Source organism: Pontiella desulfatans, assembly GCF_900890425.1.
In the GTDB taxonomy this organism is placed as follows: Bacteria; Verrucomicrobiota; Kiritimatiellia; order Kiritimatiellales; family Pontiellaceae; genus Pontiella; species Pontiella desulfatans.
Map to the genome: position 1 here is coordinate 547717 of NZ_CAAHFG010000003.1, position 20982 is coordinate 568698.

Below are 20982 nucleotides of genomic sequence, written 5' to 3' on the forward strand. Positions count from 1 at the left end.
CAAGCTGTAGCGACATTGCTCGGACTTCATTGGTAATGATGCAAGGTATTATGATAGGCGGCTGAAGCATATCCGGACGCAAATTATCAAGGCGGAAAAGTAGCAATCCGGCTCTACGTGAACTATTGGTGCGGCTGTTGACTATTCGATCTTCAACAATTCCAGACCATTCTTCTTCAGGTCGTTGTCGTATGAATAGACCGTTTTGATTTCCTTTTGCCGGGAGAGGGCAAGGATATAGGCATCGACCAGGTCGATTTTCTTGTTTTGTAGGATGGTCAGACACGACCGCATCAAGCCCTTGTCCTGCATCGAGATACCCTTCAAGGAAACCACGAGATTCAGGGTGTGTGCGGCTTCGGCCTGCGGAACTTCATAGAAGCTGGTGAGAACGAAGAAAGCCTCGAACACAACCAGTTCCGGCAACAGGACCCTGGCCTGAATGGCACTTAGTTAAGCCGCCTTGGCTCGATATTTATCGCGGTGTTTGGTTTCATTCATGGTGCTTCGATGTTCGGTCAAAAGTTGGTAGGGCTTGGGTCTGCGCTTGAGGCAGCGGGGTTCTTTTCGGTTGGGCCTGAGCGGGACGATTTTAAGAGCAATGCCTCGGTATAGCTCGGCGATCAGCTTCCGCTTGTCTTGCTGGGTGGTCTTTGGGTGGTTGAGCTGCCCTTCCCAGTTCCTGAGTTCCTGAAGCGCTCCCTTGAAACTGATCCGCATGGGATCGGCACCGCTCGTGCCGGCTGCCTTGCAGATCATCCAGCGGGCGGCGTTGTAGGCGATGAAGTACATGAGCAGTTCCTTCTCCACCATATCCGGCGTCTTGCAGCGAAGTTCATCCATCCCCATGGTGGTCTTAAGATCGTCGAAGTTGAGTTCGACCTCCCAGCGCCGCAGGTAGAGTTCGGCAAGGTCGTTCGCCGGGTATTCGTCCGGGTTGAGCAAGGTCGTGATGATGTAGAAGGATTTCACGCGGAACCCGTTGGCTGTGACGTCGACCTTGATCTGGCGAAGCGTCAGTGTTTGGGGCAGGGCCTCCCATTCTTCGCGCGAGTAGGCGGCCTTCTTACTCCAGACCGGCTTTTTCCAGACCACGATCAAATCGTTGCCGCCAAGCTTCTTGACCGCATTCTCCTCTGCGATGGGCCTGCGCTTGTGCGCGGGCTGGGTAACCACGCTGTCGACGCCGCGTTTTAAAAGCATGGCAAACTCGAAATAGCTGCTGAACATCTTATCCGCCAGATTGATGTCACCCGGTTGAAAAAGATCATCCCATTGGTCCCGAAACAAACGCAGTTCGTGGCTTCTCTTGTTCCCTGTCCTATAACTCAATACGCCGCCGGTTTTTAGCGAGAAACAGGCGCAAACCCGCAAGCTGGGGAATCCGCACCCCACTTGTTGCTGCTTTTGCTGCGGCCATTTTTCCTGGTTGTCTTTCGTGTCGGGGGCCGTCAGCCCGGTTCCATCGACCACGATGACGCGACGATCACAAAAGTCCCGGCGCTCCATTTTATCAAGGGTTTCGGCGGTATGATCAAAGACCGTCTTTATCTCTTCTTTCAACACGTTTTTTCGCGCCGAGCAATACGCGCCCGTTGAGGGCGAAATGGCAAAGGGACATTTGAGCGCAGCAAACGCCCGGAGCTTGGAAACCACCTCGGAGCAACCGCCGTCCGCATTGATAACCTGGGATAGAAACGCCCAGAACGTTGTTTGTTTGGTGAATATCCGGCTTCTGCTGTGCTTGCCGCTTGCGTTCTGAACCAGCAAGTGTTCGGGGATGAACTCCTCCAGGCATGTGCTGAGCTGCTCAAGGCTGCGGGTTCTTGCCACAGCGATTTCATCGGCTAAGCGTTGCGCGGTGGTACGTCGTTTTTTACTGAGCGTCTGGATATGGAACTGCATGGAAAACAGGGGCGTCGTGTGCATGTAAAGATAGTGCAATATGACGCAAGACAATCCAAGTCTGTATTCACAAATTGAGGCAATGTTTGCGGGGAAAACATCCCATTCAAAGCGGCTTAACTAAGTGCCATTCGACCCTGGCCTCTCCTTGTTCCACTTTTTCGAAAAAGGAATAGATGCCTTTGAATTTTGGGCGAAGGGTTGCCGGATCTTCGACCAAATAGCGGACGATGACATTGGTGTCAATCAGGCTATGCTTCATGGGCCATGCCCTTTGCCAAGGCGTTGCGCATCTGTTTCTTGGATGGGAATGTCTTGCCTCGGGCATACGTGGAAAGTGATCCGGCGAGTCGTCCAGAAGCCTTCTCCGCCTTTTTCAGTTCAATGCAGGCGCGGTCGCTGTTCAAATTAATGTCCAGCATGTCGCCAACGTTGAGTCCCAGTTCTTTCCGAATGGCGGCGGGGATGACTACCTGGCCCTTGTTGAATACCTTCATTAGCATTTGGTGTTCCTTGGTTATACTTTAGGGTATAACTTTTCTGCCGGTTGTCAAGTCGTGGGATGGAGGGGGCTGGTTGATCACTAATTCCGCATTACTCGCTACTTTCAATCATGGGCAATGTCGTTTATCAATAGTCCCATGTCCAAAGGGGATTTTGATGAAACGATCGAATTTAATGGTGGGGTTGCTGAGCCTGCTGGCGGTGTTTGCCGTGGCGGCGGCGTTCAAGGTGGCGCAGACGGTGGTGATCCCGCTGATGATTGCCTGGCTGCTTTCCTACATTTGCGGCCCGGTGGTCAACTACCTGGTGCATAAGAGGGTACCGCTGGGCTTGGCGGTCTTTTTCGTGTTGGTGCTGGTACTTTTCGTCTGCTACCTCGGCGGCGTGTTCCTGGGGGGGCGCGTGCGCGATGTGCTGTCGGAGTCGCCCCGCTACATTTCGCAGCTCAACGCCATCTATCAGGATGCCACGGCCAACCTCGACCTGCCGGAGGACTATCTGGCCGACATCAACTGGACGCAACAGCTCGGCCCGAAGGTGGCGGCGATGTCGGTTTCGGTGGCGGGCTTCATGGGCAACTTCCTGGGCAAGCTGACGTTGGTCTTGATCTTCCTGGTGTTCATGCTGCTGGGCAAACCCTACTTCAAATACAAGGTGGCCGCCGCGTTTCCGGCCAGGCAGGCGGTTCAGTTCACGGAAATGACGGCCTCGATCTCGAAGCAGATCGGGCAGTATCTCGTCGTCAAGGTGGCCATCAGCGGAACAACGGGGGTGCTGGTTTGGTTGGCGCTCACCCTGCTCCAGGTCGAATTTTCCCTGACGTGGGGGGCGTTGGCCTTTTTCCTGAACTTTATCCCGAGCATCGGATCGATCCTCGCTTCGATCCCCCCGATCCTGCTGTCGATCGTGCAATACTACCCCTCCGTATGGACACCGATCTTCACGGCCATTGTCCTGCTGCTGATCCAGATGACGATGGGGAATGTGATTGAGCCGAAGATCATGGGCGACAGCCTCAACCTCAGCCCGGTCGTGATTCTGCTTTCGCTGATCTTTTTCGGTTGGATGTGGGGCATGACCGGCGCGCTGCTCTCCGTGCCGATCGCCGCCGCCATCAAGATTGTCTGCGAGAACATCGACGCCCTCAAGCCCATCAGCATCCTGATGGGATCGGGCAAGCAGTTCATGAAGGATCATGGAGCCTAGGTTGATGGAGGGCATCGGAATCCAGTCCAGGGAGCGCATGGCCATGGGCGTTCGGCGGGTTATTGCCGAGATGATGGATCGGGTGATGGAGGCGGTGCTGGTGGAAGATCCGTTCATTGCGGCCGACCACCATGCCGAGAAGACGCTGTATGCCGCATTGGTGCCGGACGAAATTTTCAAGGGTTCGCATTTCGAGCGCCGCTTCGTGACCCGCTTCGGCGGCGTTTGGGAGGAATTGGCGAAAGTGGTGGCCAGCGAGATCCACGGGCACTGTTCCATGGGGCATGTGGTGACCGGGTTCATCGGCAGCGAACGCCTCCGGCGGATCCAGGAGGTACTCGACAAGCTGGAGCACACGCATGCCGGGCGGAAACCGATCGATCCCGCGTGGAAGGAGGAGCTGGCCTACATCCGCCAGGGCAAAGGGGCCCCGCATCAGGTAAGCGTCCTGTGCGATATCTACATCGAAAGCGAATCGACCGGCGAAAAATATGCGTTCGAGCTCAAGGCGCCCCTGCCGAACAGCGACCAGTCGAAGGTCAGCAAGGAAAAGATGTTCAAGCTGCTGGCCATGGACCCCTGCGTGGTCGACCACGTCTTTTTTGCCCTCCCGTACAATCCGTTCGGCAAGCGGGAGGACTACGACTGGAGCTTCCCGAGCCGTTGGTTCAACATGCAACAGGATCCTGTGGTGCTCATCGGGAACGAGTTCTGGGACTTCATCGGCGGCGCGGGAACCTATGCAAGTTTTGTCCGGGAAATCAATGCCCTGGGGCTGGACTACAAGAAGCGCATCTACCGCGAATACCTCGGAATGGAACCGCCGTCCGGCTACAACGAGCAAGTGCTGAAATAGGATGGAACAGGAATCCAAGTTTACATTCGTGGATCTGTTCTCCGGTATCGGCGGCTTCCGGATGGCGCTGGCCGCCAACGGGGGGAGCTGCCTCGGCTTCAGCGAGATCAGCCGCGATGCGGTGGAAACCTACTGCGATAATTTCGCGGAAGCATCCGATGGCAACCTGGGCGACGTCCGAAAGATCGAGGCCCTGCCGCCCCACGATCTGCTGACCGCCGGTGTGCCGTGCCAAAGCTGGTCGATTGCAGGCAAAAACCTGGGCTTCGACGACGACCGCGGCCAGTTGTGGAACGATACGCTCTACCTGCTCAAACAGTCCCGGCCCAAGGCCTTCATTTTTGAAAATGTGAAGGGGCTGGTTGACCCGCGCAACGAGAGCGCCCTGGGGCACATTCTGGAGCGGATCCGGGAAGCGGGCTATCACGCCCGCCACCATGTCATCAATTCCTGCGACCATGGCGTTCCGCAAAACCGGGTTCGTGTCTATATCGTGGGTTTCAGGAACAAGGGCTGCTTTGAACGGTTCCGGTTGCCCCCGCCACTGGAGGCCCGAAAAACGCTGGGCGATTTGCTCGGGATCCAGACCCGGGTTCCTGCGGCGGCAACCGCTTCGCCGGGACGCGTCATGAGCCTTTCGAGCAAGAACGGTTTCAACGACTATTTCCTGTTCAACGACCTGCGCAACGGAGACACCACGATTCATTCGTGGGATATCCTCGAGACCACCGACCGGCAAAAGCATCTTTGCCATCTCCTCCTGCAAAACCGGCGCAAGCGTGTTTATGGGAGGCTGGATGGGAACCCGCTGTCGTTGCCGCACTTCCAGTCGCTCGACCCAACGGTGGCGCTGGACGAATTGTTGGCCCTGGTGGACCTGGGCATTCTTGAGGCGGAGGAATACCTGTTCGACGTGGCATCGCCCAAGCGGCATGCCTTGGCGGAAGAGGAGTCGATGGTGCTCGCCTGCGCGGCGGGCGGGCAGCTGGTCATCGATGATCTCAAGGGCAACCGGTCGCTCGGGTTGGGGCGGGGGGGGATTGCCCGGACCGTTGAAGCGCTGAAGGAAAAGGGAATCATCACCTGCCGGGAAATTCGCTACGACTTCAAAAACACCAAGATCAGCACGGGACTCTTCGGGGTGAACCGGATCTTTCTGCCCAGCTCCGACCGCTTCCCCACGCTGGTCGCCAGCGATACCACCGATTATATTGCCCTGGACGACATTGAACCCACCACGACCGAAGACTATCGGCGACAGTTCCTTGAAAAGATCTACAGGTCGGGTAGGTTCCGGAGGATTTCCAAGCGGGAAGCCTGCCTGATGCAGGGCTTCCCTGGCGAATTCAGGCTGCCGGATGCCCGGGCCCGCTGGATGAAGCTTGTTGGGAACAGTGTTTCCGTTCCGGTGATCGACATGTTATGCAAGGCGATTCTGGAAACCGGGGTGTTTGCCCCGAAAACGAAAAAACCGGGTTCCCGCACATCCGTGGCGGCGGGGTCCTGATGAGGATTTGATTAAACCGAGGATAGGAATATGGAATTACCGGACATTTTTAGAAGACCCGAAGTAAAGGAATCGATTGCGTTGGCGTTGAAGGAAGACCTGGGCGACATCGGCGTGGACGTCACCACGGAGTCGCTGGTATCGGCCGAGGCCATGGCCGAAGCGCATCTGGTTGCGCGCGAGGCGTGCGTGGTTGCGGGGGTTGGCGTGGCGAAGGAGGTTTTCCTCCAGGTCAATCCGGAACTCGAAATCGAGGAGTGCGTCGCCGATGGCGATACCGTTTCCCCCCTGACCAATGTGCTGATCATCAAAGGCTCGGCCAAAAGCATCCTGACCGCCGAACGCACCGCGCTCAACTTTATCCAGCGCATGTGCGGCGTGGCCACCATCACCGCCCAATATGTCAAGGCCGCCGGCAACCCGGCCGTCGACCTGCTCTGCACCCGCAAGACCACGCCGCTGCTGCGCCCGTTCGAGAAATATTCCGTCCGCTGCGGCGGCGGGGTCAACCATCGCTACGGCCTGTTCGATGCCGTGCTCATTAAGGACAACCATCTAGCTTCGTGGGAGCGCACCCACGGCATCGGCGTCGGCGAAGCCGTAGCCGCCGCCCGCACCAAATATCCCGACCTCAAGATCGAGGTCGAAGTCGATACCATCGAACAGCTCAAGGAGTCGCTCGAAACCAAGCCCGACTGGGTGCTGCTCGACAACATGCCGCCCAACGTCCTGCGCGAATGCGTGGCGCTCTGCAAGGGCATCTGCAAAACCGAGGCCTCCGGCGGCATCAACCTCAACACCATCCACGACATCGCCCAGACCGGCGTCGATGCCATCTCCGTCGGCGCCCTGACCCACTCCGCGCCGTCCATCGACCTCGCCCTCGACTTCGTGGAATAGGCGGGAATTCACAGGACTATTGATAACAGGACTATTTTTTTAAAGGGAATGTAGTTTGATCTAGGGAGACGTGAATGCCGGTGCAGTGCCTATTCGATGTGAAGGAAATGTCGAAATCGCGTTTTCACGAAATTGACTATCAAGTGATGCGGCATGTGTTCGATGTCCAGAACGAGCTGGGGCGTCTGTATCACGAATCGATTTATCAAGCGGAAGTTTCTGCACGTTGTTCGTCGGAAGGGATTGTCGTTGTTTCTGAAGGGGAAATCGTGGTGTCGTTGGACTCCTTCCGCAAGTCCTATTATGTGGATGCATTGATGAATGGCGGCGCATTATACGAACTTAAGGCGGTTGATAACCTTGATGGGAACCACGAATCCCAGCTACTTAATTATATGTTTCTCTCCGGGTTAAAGGAGGGGAAACTCGTGAACTTTGCATCGCCTTCGATTCAGCACCGTTTCGTGTCGACGACAGTGGGTTTCGCGGCACGCTTCGCTTTTTCGGTGGAGGAATCGGAATGGGATCAAAATTTGAAATCCAGTCAACGACTCTCGAGGATTGTAAAAATTATATTGGCGGAGTGGGGTGCCTATCTTGATGTCAACCTGTATAGGGATGCTTTGGTACATTTCTTGGGTGGCGAGGAAAAAGTATGTTCGCCGGTAGAGATCATCATCGGCGATAGGACGGCGGGCCAACATACGCTCCCGTTGCTAGGCGAGGCATTTTGTTTGCACGTTTCATCCGTTGTTCAGCATCAGAATCAATACCGGAAGCATCTAATGAGGTTTTTAGAACATACGAATCTAAACGGCATCCAGTGGGTCAATTTCAACCGTAACAAAATCCAATTAACCACCCTGAAAAATAGTCCTGTTATCAATCGTCCTGTAAAAAAATGAATACCATTCTTGTCATAGATATCGGCAACACGAGCACTTCGATCGGCTATTTCCGCAACGGGAAGGTTTCCGGGGTGGGGCGGTGCGCTTCGCGCTTCAAAACCCAGGAAGAGCTATTGCCGCTCATCTCAGCCAAGCCGGTGGACGGCGTGGTGGTTGCCTCGGTGGTTCCGCCGGTGAACGCGCGCTGGAAAAAGGTGCTCAAGGCGGCGGGATTGCCGAAGCCGCTGTTTGTGACGCACGAGCTGGAGCTGGGGGTGGCGGTCGACTACCCCAAGCCCGAACGAATCGGCGCCGATCGGTTGGCCAACGCCGCCGCCGCCGTGCGCCTGCTCGGAACGCCCTCGGTGGTGTGCGATTTCGGCACGGCGCTCACCTTCGATATTCTGGATCCCCAACGCGGGTATATTGGCGGGATCATCTGCCCCGGCCTGCCGCTCATGTTCGACTATCTGGCCGAAAAAACCGCGCTGCTGCCGCATGTGGCGCCTTCCAAGACCAAGGCCGTGGTCGGGCGCAATACCGAGCAGGCCATGCAGATTGGCGCTCGCCTGGGGTATCGCGGCATGGTGCGCGAAATCCTCGCGGCTTTGGAGGATGACTTCGGGGTCGATCCGTTGCCGGTCTGTTGCACCGGCGGCTATGCCGGTTGGATTTTCAAGGACTGGGATGTCTCCGCAACCATCGATCCCAAGCTCACGCTGCGGGGGGTTGGCATTATTGGGGAGCTGAATTTGTAGTTTTCTTTGGGATATAATTTTGCGGGTAATGTGTTGGAGGAGAAAATATTTGCCAGAGGCGGGAAATCCGGTAAATTTTGGTTCAAACTAACGATTAGACTAACCATGCGGGGTGGGGAATGACTTCAAGCACGATCTATTTCAAGGAGCAACTGTCGGAAACCGTGTACCTTATGCGGTTGGAGGCGCCGTTGATCGCGCGCGAGCGCCAGCCGGGGCAGTTCATCATTCTCCAGGTCGATGACGAGCTGGGGGAGCGCATCCCCCTCACCATTGCCGATGCCGATCCCGAAGAAGGTTCCATCACCATCGTATTCCAGGTGGTGGGCCGAACCACCGAACTGCTGGCCCAGCTCGAAGTTGGGCACAAGGTTGCCGCGCTGGTGGGGCCGCTGGGCACCCCGACCCATATCGAAAACCTCGGTTCCGTGGTCTGCGTGGGCGGCGGCATTGGGATTGCGCCGCTGCATCCGATCGCCAAGGCGCTCAAGGCCGCCGGCAACCAAGTCACGATCATTCTCGGGGCTCGCAACCAGGAGCTGCTCATCCTGGAAGAGCAAATGACCGATATCGCCGACGAGATCATCATCTGTACCGACGATGGCTCCTATGGCCGCAAGGCGCTTGTGACCGAACCGCTGGCCGAGGTCTGCGCACGCGAGAACAAGCCCAGCCTGGCCGTTTGCATCGGGCCTCCGATCATGATGAAGTTTTGCAGCTCCACCACCAAGGAGTTCGATGTGCCCACGGTGGTGTCGCTCAACGCCATCATGGTCGACGGCACGGGAATGTGCGGCGGTTGCCGCGTCACCATCGGGGGCGAAACCAAATTTGTCTGCGTCGATGGCCCCGAGTTCGATGGCCACCTGGTCGATTTCGATAACCTGATGATCCGGCTCGGCTCCTACAAGAAGCAGGAGAGCAACCACGTCTGCAGAATGGAGCAATACCGATGAGCACGTTGACCCCCAAGGAACGCATGGCCATCCCGGCGCAGGCCATGCCCGAACAGGATTCCGTCGCCCGCCGCTCCAATATGGAGGAGGTCGCCCAGGGCTACACCGCCGAACAGGCGAAGCTCGAAGCCGATCGCTGCCTGCAATGCAAGAACGCCCCCTGCATTTCCGGGTGCCCCGTCGGCATCGATATCCCCGGCTTCATCCAGGCCATCGCCGAGGGCGACAACGCCAAGGCCATCGCCGTCATCAAGGAGAATAGCCTACTGCCTGCGGTGTGCGGCCGGGTATGCCCGCAGGAAACCCAGTGCCAGGCGCCCTGCACCGTGGGCAAGGCGCTGAAGTCGGTCGAAAAGGCCGTAAGCATTGGCCGCCTCGAACGCTATGTCGCCGACTGGGAGCGCGAGAACGGCCTGATCGAAGCCCCCGTTGCCAAGCCACCCACCGGCAAGAAGGTTGGCGTTGTCGGCACCGGCCCCGCCGGCCTCACGGTCGCCGCCGACATCCGCCGCGAGGGGCACGACGTGGTGTTGTTCGAGGCGTTCCACAAGCCCGGCGGCGTCATGATCTACGGCATTCCCGAATTCCGCCTGCCCAAGAAGATCGTCCAGCAGGAAATCGACACGCTCGTCGCCATGGGCTGCAAACTCGAAACCAACTTTGTGGTCGGCCGCACGCGCAAGATCGACGACCTGCTGGAACACGACGGGTTCGACGCGCTCTTCATCGGCACCGGCGCCGGCCTGCCGCGCTTCATGAACATCGAGGGCGAAAACCTCGTTGGCGTCTATTCCGCCAACGAATACCTCACCCGCTCCAACCTCATGCGCGCCTACGACAAAGGGAACGCCTACACCCCGATCTTCGAATCCGAAAAGGTCGCCGTGCTCGGCGGCGGAAACGTGGCGATGGATGCCGCACGCACCGCCGTGCGCCTCGGCGCCAAGGAAGTGCACCTCATCTACCGCCGCACCGAGGTCGAAATGCCCGCCCGCGTCGAGGAGGTGCACCACGCCAAGGAGGAGGGCATCGTTTTCCACATGCTCGAAAACGCCCAGCGCATCCTCTCCGACGAGCGCGGCTGGGTGGCCGGCATCGAATGCCTCAAATATGAGCTCGGCGAACCCGACGACTCCGGCCGCCGCCGCCCCGTCGAAATCCCGGGTAGCGAATTCGAGATCGATGTCGATACCGTCATCGTGGCCATCGGCAACGATTCCAATCCGCTCATCCGCCAAACCACCCCCGGCCTCGAAACCAACAAGTGGGGCAACATTGTGGTGGATGAAAACGGAAAATCCTCCCTCGATAAAATCTATGCCGGCGGCGACATCGTGCTCGGCGCCGCCACCGTCATCCTCGCCATGGGCGAAGGCCGCCGCGCCGCCGCCGCCATCAACGAGATGCTCGCCGGGTAGGGCCGTCGCTACGCGTTGGCTTCGCCTTTCTTTTTTTCAACCTGTTCCTTGCTGAAGTGGATTGTCTTGAAGCCTGCGACTTCGAGCGGGTGGCCTTCGTCCATTGCTTCGGCGGACAGGCGGTTGAACATGGCCGGTTCGTATGCGGGATCTATTTCGAGTGCCCGGTCAAACTTGGCCAGTGCCTCCGCCTTGCGGCCAAGGTAGGCGAGGCATAGCCCCATGTTGCCGTGCGTGGGGGCGTTGAGGTCGTGCAGGGCGGCCGCCGCTTGGAAGCCTGCGAGCGCCTTCTCCCACTGTTGCTCCTCCTCCATGAGCGCGAAGGCTTTGTTGAATGCCGCTTCTGATTCAAGGTAGGCATTGAGCCCGATCCCATTATTCTCCTGGATCACCTGTGCCGTATGTTCGAGGGATTCTTTGGCGGAACGGTAGTATTCTTCCCCTGGGTCACCGTATTCCACGACCTTGCGGTGGGCGCGCACCATGTCCCCGATTGAGTAAAGCTTCCGGTACGCTTCGGCCATGTTGAAATAGGCTTCGGGGAAATAGGGCAGGATTTCGACGGCTTTCTTGAGCCATTCAACGGTTTCGGCCGGATTGTTGTTCATGGCGTGCAAGGTCCCCATTCCGTAGCAGACATCGTGGTTGCGCGGATGTTCCGAGGCCAACTGTTCCATGGCCTCCATCGCTCCGTTCAGGTCTCCATTCTGCTGGAGTTGGAATGCGGAATCGACGGCATCTTGGACTTCGGGATTGATTTCGGCGATGAAGTGCCCGTCCGGCAGTGTGCCCGCATTCCAGCGTTCGGCCTGATGACGCAGGACCTCGGCATAGTGCGGGCAACCCTCGCAGTGGGTGCCGCGTATTTCCGCGCAGCAGCGAGAGCAGATGGGGGTGTTTTCCTGGAGCCGGCATTCGCGCCTGGGCTTGCCTTTGCTGCAGATTGGGCATTTATTCTTCATATAGGATACCTCGGTGATGTGGATAAATAGTTTGGATTGCTAGCCTTTTTGTTCCGTGCGAATGGATAGCAGGACTTAAAGGTGTAGGCGGATGACAACATAGAGTCACTGGTTTTTCAATCTTTGGGTCATGCCGACCGGGAACTTTCGTGTCTGCCCTCCCTGGGCTGGAGGTCACGGAACTGTCCACGGTCGTGGACAGTTCCGTGACGGTCTGCATTTTCCTTCGAATCCTTGACGGCGATTTTGGAATGGTGTAATAGCTGATAAGCTTTCTTACACTAATCCGTTGCGAGGTGCGCCGATGCTTGTTGCTGTTCCGAAAGAAATCCTGCCGGGTGAAAACCGGGTGGCTCTGATTCCCGCATCCATTTCGGCGCTCACCCAGGCGGGATTCGAGGTGCTGGTCGAGAGCGGGGCGGGGGCCGGTGCGTTCATTGCCGACCAGGCCTATCAAGATGCCGGTGCTGGAATTGCCGGCGGTGCGGAGGAGCTTTATCAGGCCGCCGACATCGTTTTCAAGGTGCGTCCGCCCGAGCCGGGTGAAGTGGATCGGATGAAGGAGGGGATTACCCTCGTCTGCCTGATGGATGCCTTCTTCCGTATGGACCTGATGCAGCAGCTGGCTTCCAAACAGATCAGTGGCTTCGGGCTGGAGTTTGTTCCGCGCATCACGCGGGCGCAAAGCATGGATGTGCTGAGTTCGATGGCGGCCATCGGCGGCTACCGCGCGGTGATCGAAGCGGCGGGGCTGCTTCCGAAATATTTCCCGATGCTGATGACGTCCGCCGGTACGATCACCCCGGCCAAGGTGTTCGTGATTGGTGCCGGGGTGGCGGGGCTGATGGCGATTGCCACGGCCAAAAGGCTGGGGGCCGTGGTTGAGGCCTACGATACGCGCCCGGCGGTCCGGGAGCAGGTCGAGAGTGTCGGGGCCCGGTTTGTCGAGTTCGAGCTCGAAACGGCGGATGCCGAAGACCAAGGCGGTTATGCCAAGGCGCAGTCGGACGATTTCTATAAAAAGCAGCAGGAGCAGATGAAAGCCAAGGTGGCAACGGTGGATGTGGTCGTCACCACGGCGGCGATCCCCGGCAAGAAGGCGCCGGTGTTGATTACCGACGAAATGCTGCAGGCGATGCGGCCTGGATCGGTGATCATCGACCTGGCCGCCGAACGTGGCGGAAACACCGAAGGGGCGGTTGCGGGCGAGGTGGTGGACAGGCATGGCGTCAAGATTGTCGGCTACACCGACTATCCATCGCGGTCATCGGTTCATGCCTCGCAGCTCTTTTCAAAGAATATTTGCACCTTCCTGCTGAACATGGTGAAGGAGGGGCGGTTTGAAATCGATCTTGGGGATGAGATTGTGACGGGTTCGCTGCTGGTGCATGGCGGGCAGGTGGTCCACGAAATGATCAAACCTCTGCTGGGGCAGGAAGGAGCGTAGCCATGGAAGCATTGATCGGTGCATTAACTATTTTTGTTCTGGCGGTCTTTGTTGGCTACGAGGTGATTACGAAGGTGCCGCCCACGTTGCATACGCCGCTCATGAGTGGATCGAACGCGATTTCCGGCATCACGATCATTGGCGCAATCCTGTGCTGCATCGGTTCCGGCATGGACGGGATCCTTGCGAACGTCCTTGGCTTTTTGGCCGTGGTTCTCGCCATGGTCAACATTGTCGGCGGCTTCATGGTCACGGATCGCATGCTCCACATGTTCAAGAAGAAAAAGGACTAGGCCATGGATCAGCTCATCAATCTTGCCTATCTCGTTGCGGCCATTCTTTTTATTCTGGGGTTGAAGGGCCTCGGTTCGCCAAGAAGCGCGGTGAGGGGGAACCTGACCGGGGCGGTCGGGATGTTCATTGCCATTGTGGCCACGCTCTCGGCGAAAGGGTTGAATTTTGGCTGGATCATTGCCGGGATGGTGGTGGGCGGCGGAATCGGGGCCTACATGGCGCGGACGGTTAAAATGACGGCGATGCCGGAGATGGTTGGGCTGTTGAACGGTTTCGGGGGCGGGGCCTCCCTGCTGGTGGCGCTCGCCCAATTCACGATTACCCCCGCTTCCGAGCAAACGGCGGCCTGGCTGGTGGCGTTGTCGCTCAGCGCGCTGATCGGGTCGGTTACGCTGACGGGCAGCATGGTGGCCTGGGCCAAGCTGCAGGGGTATGCCGACAAGGCGATGCGGTTGCCCAACCAAAACCTCCTGCGTGTGGCCTTGGGGCTGGGCGTGGTTGTGCTGGCGGGACTGTTTGTCTGGCAGGGCTGGGGGCTCCTTCTCCTGCTGCTTGTGGTGGTTGCCCTGGCGCTCGGCATCCTGCTGGTTCTGGCCATCGGCGGGGCCGATATGCCCGTGGTGATCGCGTTGCTCAATTCCTATTCGGGATTGGCGGCGGCCGCCACCGGTTTCGTGCTGATGAACAACGGGCTCATCATCAGCGGTTCGCTGGTCGGTGCTTCGGGCATCATCCTCAGCCAGATCATGTGCAAGGCGATGAACCGATCGCTCGGGGCCGTGCTCTTCGGCGGCGCGATGGTGAGCGAGGAGCAGATGGCCTCCATCCCCGGCACGGAATTCTATGAGGGCAAGGTCAAGAGTTGCGGCGCGGAAGAGGTGGCCATGCTCCTTGAAAATGCGCAGCGGGTGGTCATTGCCCCGGGCTATGGCTTGGCCGTTGCCCAGGCGCAGCATGTCACCCAGGAGCTCGCCTCGCTACTGGAAAAACGCGGCACCGACGTCAAGTATGCCATCCATCCGGTGGCCGGCCGGATGCCCGGCCACATGAACGTCCTGCTGGCCGAGGCCGAGGTGCCCTACGACAAGCTGATCGAGATGGACCATATCAACCCCGAATTTTCCCAGACCGACGTCACCATCGTGCTGGGCGCCAACGATGTTACCAATCCGGCCGCTCGCGACGATGCCGGCAGCCCGATCTTCGGCATGCCGATCCTGGAGGTCGACAAGTCGCGCACGGTGATCGTGGTCAAGCGCAGCCTCAGCCCCGGTTTTGCGGGCATTCCGAACCAACTGTTCATCAACGACAATTCGCTCATGCTCTTCGGCGATGCCAAGGCCGTCCTGCAGGATCTCGTTCGGGCCGTGATGGAGTTATGACCACCGTTTCGCGGGGCGCCGGTGGGAACGCAATGAGTGGGTAATTCTTTTGAACGAAATGCGGCGACCGCTCTCCAATATTGGGAATATGTTAGCGAGCAGGCTTCCAATTTTCTGAAACGCTGGTATTTTTTACTACTTCAAACAACAGAAACAAAGGACACAAAATGACGACAACGCATAGCCTTATCAACCAGCTGATCCAATTGCAGGAACTGGTTGTGGCCAATATGCAGAAAAAAGTATCGCAGCCGAATGCCCGGCTCGAAGAATTGACCAAATCGATTACATCGCTGAGCGCGGATTTGCCGCAGCAGATCAAGTCGCACTTCAACCGCCTGTTGCAGAAGCATCCCGAAGCCATCGTGCCGGTGGCCAATGAACTATGCACCGGCTGCGGCATGGGGCTGACCAAGAGCATGGTGCAGGCCGTCCACAAGGCCGAAGGGCTCAGCCGCTGTCCGAACTGCGCGCGCTTCCTCTACTACCCGGACCAGCTGATTGCCCGCGAACGCGTCAGCCGTTCCTATGGCGAAGCCAAGAAAACCGGCATTGGCCGGTTCACGGCGCCGGAACTGATGATGGTGGATCTGAAGGGGGCCACCGGCGAAGAGGTGCTCGGCGAAATCTGTGCACGCATGGAGCAGGAGGGGTTTGTTGAAGACAAGGACCACCTGCTGGACCTGGCCCTGCAGCGCGAGGCCATCATCAGCACGGCGGTCGATAACGGGTTGGCCTTCCCGCATGTGCGCGGCGTTGAGGGCGGTGGTTTATCCATGGTCGTCGGCATCCATAAGAAGGGGGTCAAGTTCGGTGGCCCGGGGCGTACCCTAACCCGCATCTTTTTCTTCGTGGTGATCCCGACGGCCACCAGCGCGTTCTACCTTCGGTTGATTTCCGGCCTCTCCAAAACCTTCCGCGACAAGGAAGTCAGCGAATCGCTGTTGGCTTGCTCCAGCGAGGACGAACTCTGGAAGGCGCTCATCAAGGCGACCAGGAAATCGTTCAAATAGCATCTCAAACAGAAGGACGCCAAGGGCGCAAGGAACGAAAGGGGACGCCTTCGAGATCTTTGCGCTCTTTCGTTGAATTCCCGACATGGTTTCGATCTACGACACAGAGGCGATGGATGCGGTTCGGCGCCGGAACACGGTGCAGCCGCACCGGATGAAGCTGTTCCGCAACGCCCTGTTCAAGAAGGCCTGCGGCTGGGGCGAGGCGCTGGCCACGCTCCCGGAACGTGCCCAGGCCGATTTCGACCAAAGCATCGGGTTTGAATGCCTGGAAATGGCCGAGCGCCACGACTCGAAGATCGACGGCGCCAGCAAGCTGATTTTCAAGACCCCGGATCAACACCTGGTCGAAAGCGTGGTGTTGCGTCCCAAGACCGGGCGGACTTCCATTTGTATTTCCTCCCAGGTGGGTTGCGCCTGCTACTGCAGCTTTTGCGCAACCGGAAAGATGGGCTTCACTCGAAACCTGACCGCCGCCGAAATCCTCGACCAAGTCACCCAGGCCAACCGCATGGTGAAACCGGAGGGGCGGACGATCCGCAACGTGGTCTTCATGGGAATGGGCGAACCGATGCTGAACCTCGAACACGTATTCGGGGCGGTTTCGTTCCTGAAGGCGGGGCCGTTCCATAACCTTTCCGGGGCGCGCATCACCGTTTCGACCGTCGGGATTCCGCACGCCATGGATCGCTTCACGCAGGAGTTTCCGGATGTGAAGCTGGCGCTCAGCCTGCACAGTGCGCGGCAGGAGGTGCGCGAAAAGCTGATGCCCCAGGCGCGGAAATATCCCCTCGATCAATTGCGCGAAACCCTGGTGGCCGCCTCGGCGCGCGGCAAGGTGATGATCGAATACCTGATGCTGGCCGGGGTGAACGATCGGGAAGAGGATCTGAAGGCGCTCGAAGGCTACCTGCGGGGCATCCCCGTGCACATCAACATCATCCCTTTCAACGAATATGCCGGCAGCAACCTGCGCGGCACGCCGCCGCCGGAGCGCAAGCAATTCGCAAACCGCTTGAAGGAGGCCGGGTTTGACACCACCCTCCGCTATTCCCTAGGCTCCGACATCGCCGCCGCCTGCGGCCAGCTGGTTCAGCATAAACGAAAGGAAGCGTTCGCATGAGCAAGAAGGGTCTGGGATTCATCGATGTCTTCTGCATCGCATCCGGTGCGATGATCAGCTCAGGAATCTTCGTGCTGCCGGGGTTGGCCTTTTCGCACATCGGCCCCGCGATGATTCTTTCGTACTTCATTGCCGGAATACTCGCGTTGATCGGGGTGCTGAGCGTAATCGAGCTTGCAACCGCAATGCCAAAGGCCGGGGGCGACTACTATTTCCTCACCCGCAGCCTGGGCCCGTTGGTGGGCACGGTGTCGGGCCTGTTGAGCTGGTTCGCGCTATCGCTGAAGACCGCGTTCGCCATATTCGGTCTGGGGGAGGTGGTCTATCTGCTGAGCGGCGGAAAGGTGCCGTTGTTCCTTACCGCGGCACCGGTGACCCTCCTGTTTGCCATTCTCAATATCCGGGGGGCCGAGGCCGCCGCAAAATTCGAAGTGGTCCTGGTTGGGCTGCTGTTCCTGCTGCTCGGCGGCTATTTTGTGCTCGGCGCACCGAACATGGAGCTTTCGCATTTCACGCCGTTCGTGGCTGAGGGCGGTAGCTTTAAGTCGATTCTTTCAACGGCCGGTTTTGTGTTTGTTTCGTTCGGCGGCTTGCTCAAGACCGCAACGATTGCCGAGGAAGTCCGGAATCCCCGCCGCAACATTCCCGCAGGATTCATTGCGGCAACCATCGCCATCACCCTGCTGTATGCGGTGCTGCTGATCGTCACCGTCGGCGTGCTTCCGGGAGAGCGGCTGGCCGCTTCCTTCACCCCCATCGCCGATTCCGCCCGGTTGCTGGCGGGCGGGTGGGGCTTCGGTGCCATCACGGTGGCGGCGGTGCTCGCATTCATCACGACGGCCAATGCCGGCATCATGTCGGCCTCGCGCTACCCGCTGGCCCTTGGGCGCGACAAGCTCCTTCCTCCCTTCGTGGCCAAGGTGAACAAGAACGGCGAGCCGGTGGTGGCCATTGTGCTGACCTCGACCATCATTCTCGCATCGCTGCTGCTCGATATCGAAAAACTCGTGAAGGCGGCCTCGGCCGTTGTGATCAGTTCCTACATTCTCTCCGCCATTGCCGTGCTGGTGATGCGCCGCAGCCGGCTAACCAACTACCGCCCAACCTTCCGTGTTCCGCTCAGCCCCTGGCTCCCCATGTTCGGGGTTGCCTGCTTCTCGCTCCTCATCATCGATATGGGCATGGCCGCCATCGAGATCAGCCTGGGCTTTGCTGCGTTCGGCGTGCTCATCTATTTCTTCTACGGCCGAAAACGCGCCAACATGGAATATGCCTTGCTGCACATTGTCGAAAGCCTCACCAATAAGAACCTCACCGCCGACTCGCTGGAAAAGGAGCTCTACGATGTGCTGCATCAGCGCGATGAAGTCGTTCACGATGAGTTTGACGAAGTCCTCAAAACCGCCCTGGCCATCGACTTGGCTCCCGGGGTGGGGCAGGAGGAGCTGCTCGATGTGGTTTCCGGCGCGCTGGAGGAAGAGCTGGCCCATTCCGCCGCCGATATCCGCGCACGCTTCATTGAGCGCGAGGAGCAAGGCAGTTGCGTACTAACGCCTTTTGTCGCCATTCCCCACATCATTTGCGACGGCGAGAAGCTCTTCAAGATCATGCTCGTGCGCAGCCGCGAGGGGATCGGGTTCGAGGCCGATACATCGGTGAAGGCCTTTTTCGTGATTGCCGGCAGCCGCGATATGCGCCACCTGCACCTCAAGGCGCTCGCCGCCATTGCCCACCTGGTCCAGCATCCCGAATTCGAAAAACGCTGGAGCACCGCCAAGAACGAAAAGCAGCTCAAGGACATCCTCCTCCTCGGTGAACGCATCCGGATGTAGGAGGGGCGGGCGCTTCCGCCGAAAGCGCCGCCCGTACGCCCTCGCCCTGAAGCGTTGCGCGGAACTTGACGCGCGGGCGGGGATTCAGGTAGCTTGTGCGCTCGTTTTTTGTGGGACGATTGTGCCCGGAACCTTTTTGTAAGTTTATGAACGATCTTAGTTTAGTCCGAAATTTCTCGATTATTGCCCATATCGACCATGGTAAGTCGACGCTGGCCGACCGTATGATGGAACTGACCCATACGGTTGAAGACCGCAAGATGAAGGAGCAGCTGCTCGACTCGATGGATCTCGAGCGCGAGCGCGGCATCACCATCAAGGCGCACCCGGTGACGATGAAATACAAGGCGAAGGATGGCAACATCTATACCTTCAACCTGATCGACACTCCCGGCCACGTGGACTTTTCCTATGAGGTTTCCCGCTCGCTGCAGGCGTGCGAGGGCGCGATCCTGGTGGTGGATGCCGCCCAGGGGGTCGAGGCGCAGACAGTTTCCAACACCTATCTGGCCAACGACAACGGCCTCGACATTATCCCGGTGCTCAACAAGATCGAGATGCCGAATGCGGACGTCGACGAGGTTTCCCAGCAGATCGAGGATATTCTGGCGATCGAGGCGACCGACGCGTTGCAGATCAGCGCCAAGAAGGGCATCGGCATCGAAGCCGTGCTGGAGGCGGTCGTTGAACGTTTCAAGCCGCCGGAGCCGGCCAAGGACCAGTTTACCCGCGCCCTGGTCTTCGATTCCAAATACGACGCCTTCCGCGGCGTGGTGGTCTATATGCGCCTCTTTTCCGGCGCGCTGAAGGCGGGCGACAAAGTCCGCGTGATGAGCACCGGGGAAGACTACGAAATCAAGGAAGTCGGTATTTTCACGCCCGAAATGAACAAATGCAAGATTCTGGAGGAGGGCTCCGTTGGCTACGTGATCGCCAACATCAAGGATGCCTCCGAAATCCAGATCGGCGACACGCTCACCCTTGCCAAGCTGCCGGCGCCGGACGCGTTGCCGGGCTTTAAGGAAATCCACCCGATGGTCTTCTCGGGCATCTATCCGGTGGAGACGTCCGACTATGAAAAACTTGGCGCGAGCATGGACAAGCTGCGGCTCAACGATGCCTCGTTTTCCTACCAGGCCGAGTCGTCCATCGCGCTCGGTTTCGGCTTCCGCTGCGGCTTCCTTGGGTTGCTGCACATGGAAATCATCATGGAGCGCCTGCGCCGCGAGTTTAATTTGGACATCATTTCCTCCTATCCGAACGTGGAATACCGCGTGGTGCTCAAGAACGGCGACGTTCAGGAGGTCGATAACCCGATGTATCTGCCCGATCCCACCATGATCGAGCACATCGAGGAGCCGATGATCAATGCCACCATCATCTGCCCGACCGATTATCTGGGCGATATGATGGCGCTGATCATGGATCGCCGCGGCTCCATCGTGAAAACCGATTCGATCGACGGCCACCGCGTAATGCTCACCTGCCACATGCCGCTCAACGAGGTGCTGATCGATTTCTACGACAAGCTCAAGACCCTCAGCCGCGGATATGCCTCGATGGACTACGAATACGCGAACTACCAGCCGTCCGAGCTGGTGCGGATGGACGTCATGATCCATGGCGAGGTGGTGGATGCCTTCTCAAGCATCGTGCACCGCTCCAAGGCCGAGTTCCGCGGGCGGCAAATGTGCAAGTCGTTGCTCGACGTCATTCCGCGCCAGGCCTTCGCGGTTGCGCTGCAGGCGGCGGTGAACGGCAAGATCATTGCCCGCGAAACGATCCGCGCCTACCGCAAGGACGTGACGGCCAAGTGCTACGGCGGCGATATTTCCCGTAAGCGCAAGCTGCTCGAGCGCCAGAAGGAAGGTAAGAAGAAGCTCAAGGCCATTGGCAAGGTGAACATTCCGCAGGAAGCGTTCATTGCTGTTTTAAAAACGAATAACCAGTAGAGGTTTTTTAACCACAAAGGCACGAAGTGCACGAAGAACAAGCTTGGAGTTCTTAGTGCCATAAGCGTAGCGGGTGGTTG

The 20982-nt window shown here is 58.4% G+C and carries 20 protein-coding genes; 15 read left to right on the forward strand and 5 right to left on the reverse strand.

The features are described from left to right. Positions 1–141: 141 nt before the first annotated feature. From E9954_RS23360 to E9954_RS23375, 4 genes are all read right to left on the reverse strand, one after another. A complete protein-coding gene (locus tag E9954_RS23360; RefSeq protein WP_136081697.1) occupies positions 142–444 on the reverse strand; it encodes a PIN domain-containing protein in 303 nt (100 codons plus the stop codon). A 9-nt stretch (positions 445–453) separates the two neighbouring features. Further along, a complete protein-coding gene (locus E9954_RS23365; RefSeq protein ID WP_222847290.1) occupies positions 454–1833 on the reverse strand; it encodes an IS4 family transposase in 1380 nt (459 codons plus the stop codon). Positions 1834–2011: 178 nt separating this feature from the next. Beyond that, positions 2012–2167: a type II toxin-antitoxin system VapC family toxin gene (locus E9954_RS23370; RefSeq protein WP_136081699.1), complete on the reverse strand. Its 156-nt coding sequence runs from the start codon at positions 2165–2167 to the stop codon at positions 2012–2014. After that, positions 2157–2408: an AbrB/MazE/SpoVT family DNA-binding domain-containing protein gene (locus E9954_RS23375; protein WP_136081700.1), complete on the reverse strand. Its 252-nt coding sequence runs from the start codon at positions 2406–2408 to the stop codon at positions 2157–2159. Before E9954_RS23375 ends, E9954_RS23370 begins: the two co-directional genes overlap by 11 nt. Positions 2409–2565: 157 nt before the next feature. Between E9954_RS23375 and E9954_RS23380 the strand changes: the two genes are divergently transcribed. The 8 genes from E9954_RS23380 to gltA all read left to right on the forward strand — a co-directional run bounded on the left by E9954_RS23380 (position 2566) and on the right by gltA (position 10897). Continuing rightward, positions 2566–3615 carry an AI-2E family transporter gene (locus E9954_RS23380; protein ID WP_136081701.1) on the forward strand — a complete coding sequence of 350 codons (1050 nt, stop codon included), beginning with the start codon at positions 2566–2568 and terminating at the stop codon, positions 3613–3615. Next, positions 3605–4471 carry a TdeIII family type II restriction endonuclease gene (locus E9954_RS23385; protein ID WP_222847291.1) on the forward strand — a complete coding sequence of 289 codons (867 nt, stop codon included), beginning with the start codon at positions 3605–3607 and terminating at the stop codon, positions 4469–4471. Before E9954_RS23380 ends, E9954_RS23385 begins: the two co-directional genes overlap by 11 nt. 1 nt (position 4472) lies before the next feature. Beyond that, complete coding sequence (locus E9954_RS23390) at positions 4473–5978, forward strand: DNA cytosine methyltransferase (protein ID WP_136081702.1); 1506 nt, start codon at positions 4473–4475, stop codon at positions 5976–5978. A 30-nt stretch (positions 5979–6008) separates the two neighbouring features. After that, entirely contained in the window at positions 6009–6878 is an 870-nt protein-coding gene (nadC, locus tag E9954_RS23395) for a carboxylating nicotinate-nucleotide diphosphorylase (protein WP_136081703.1), read from the forward strand. A gap of 74 nt (positions 6879–6952) precedes the next feature. Beyond that, positions 6953–7783 (forward strand): GxxExxY protein, encoded by an 831-nt coding sequence (locus E9954_RS23400; RefSeq protein ID WP_136081704.1) that lies wholly within the window; start codon positions 6953–6955, stop codon positions 7781–7783. Further along, complete coding sequence (locus E9954_RS23405) at positions 7780–8523, forward strand: type III pantothenate kinase (RefSeq protein ID WP_136081705.1); 744 nt, start codon at positions 7780–7782, stop codon at positions 8521–8523. Before E9954_RS23400 ends, E9954_RS23405 begins: the two co-directional genes overlap by 4 nt. Before the next feature lie 119 nt (positions 8524–8642). Continuing rightward, positions 8643–9479: a sulfide/dihydroorotate dehydrogenase-like FAD/NAD-binding protein gene (locus E9954_RS23410; RefSeq protein ID WP_136081706.1), complete on the forward strand. Its 837-nt coding sequence runs from the start codon at positions 8643–8645 to the stop codon at positions 9477–9479. After that, complete coding sequence (gltA, locus tag E9954_RS23415; protein WP_136081707.1) at positions 9476–10897, forward strand: NADPH-dependent glutamate synthase; 1422 nt, start codon at positions 9476–9478, stop codon at positions 10895–10897. Before E9954_RS23410 ends, gltA begins: the two co-directional genes overlap by 4 nt. Positions 10898–10905: 8 nt before the next feature. Here gltA and E9954_RS23420 read toward each other — a convergent pair whose 3' ends face one another. Next, positions 10906–11859, reverse strand: coding sequence for a tetratricopeptide repeat protein (locus E9954_RS23420; protein ID WP_136081708.1), 954 nt, complete (start codon positions 11857–11859; stop codon positions 10906–10908). Positions 11860–12163: 304 nt separating this feature from the next. On the opposite strand from E9954_RS23420, the gene E9954_RS23425 reads away from it, so the two are divergent. The 7 genes from E9954_RS23425 to lepA all read left to right on the forward strand — a co-directional run bounded on the left by E9954_RS23425 (position 12164) and on the right by lepA (position 20902). Further along, a complete protein-coding gene (locus E9954_RS23425; protein WP_136081709.1) occupies positions 12164–13306 on the forward strand; it encodes a Re/Si-specific NAD(P)(+) transhydrogenase subunit alpha in 1143 nt (380 codons plus the stop codon). Positions 13307–13308: 2 nt separating this feature from the next. Next, entirely contained in the window at positions 13309–13599 is a 291-nt protein-coding gene (locus tag E9954_RS23430; protein WP_136081710.1) for an NAD(P) transhydrogenase subunit alpha, read from the forward strand. Positions 13600–13602: 3 nt separating this feature from the next. Beyond that, a complete protein-coding gene (locus tag E9954_RS23435) occupies positions 13603–14982 on the forward strand; it encodes an NAD(P)(+) transhydrogenase (Re/Si-specific) subunit beta (protein WP_136081711.1) in 1380 nt (459 codons plus the stop codon). A gap of 167 nt (positions 14983–15149) precedes the next feature. Then, positions 15150–15995 carry a PTS sugar transporter subunit IIA gene (locus E9954_RS23440; protein WP_136081712.1) on the forward strand — a complete coding sequence of 282 codons (846 nt, stop codon included), beginning with the start codon at positions 15150–15152 and terminating at the stop codon, positions 15993–15995. 85 nt (positions 15996–16080) lie between these two features. Continuing rightward, positions 16081–17118 (forward strand): 23S rRNA (adenine(2503)-C(2))-methyltransferase RlmN, encoded by a 1038-nt coding sequence (gene rlmN, locus E9954_RS23445; protein ID WP_136081713.1) that lies wholly within the window; start codon positions 16081–16083, stop codon positions 17116–17118. Continuing rightward, on the forward strand, positions 17115–18950 hold the full coding sequence (locus E9954_RS23450; protein ID WP_136081714.1) for an amino acid permease: 1836 nt from the start codon (positions 17115–17117) through the stop codon (positions 18948–18950). The genes rlmN and E9954_RS23450 overlap by 4 nt, the downstream gene beginning before the upstream one ends. Positions 18951–19096: 146 nt before the next feature. Next, complete coding sequence (gene lepA / locus E9954_RS23455; protein WP_136081715.1) at positions 19097–20902, forward strand: translation elongation factor 4; 1806 nt, start codon at positions 19097–19099, stop codon at positions 20900–20902. Positions 20903–20982: the final 80 nt, after the last annotated feature.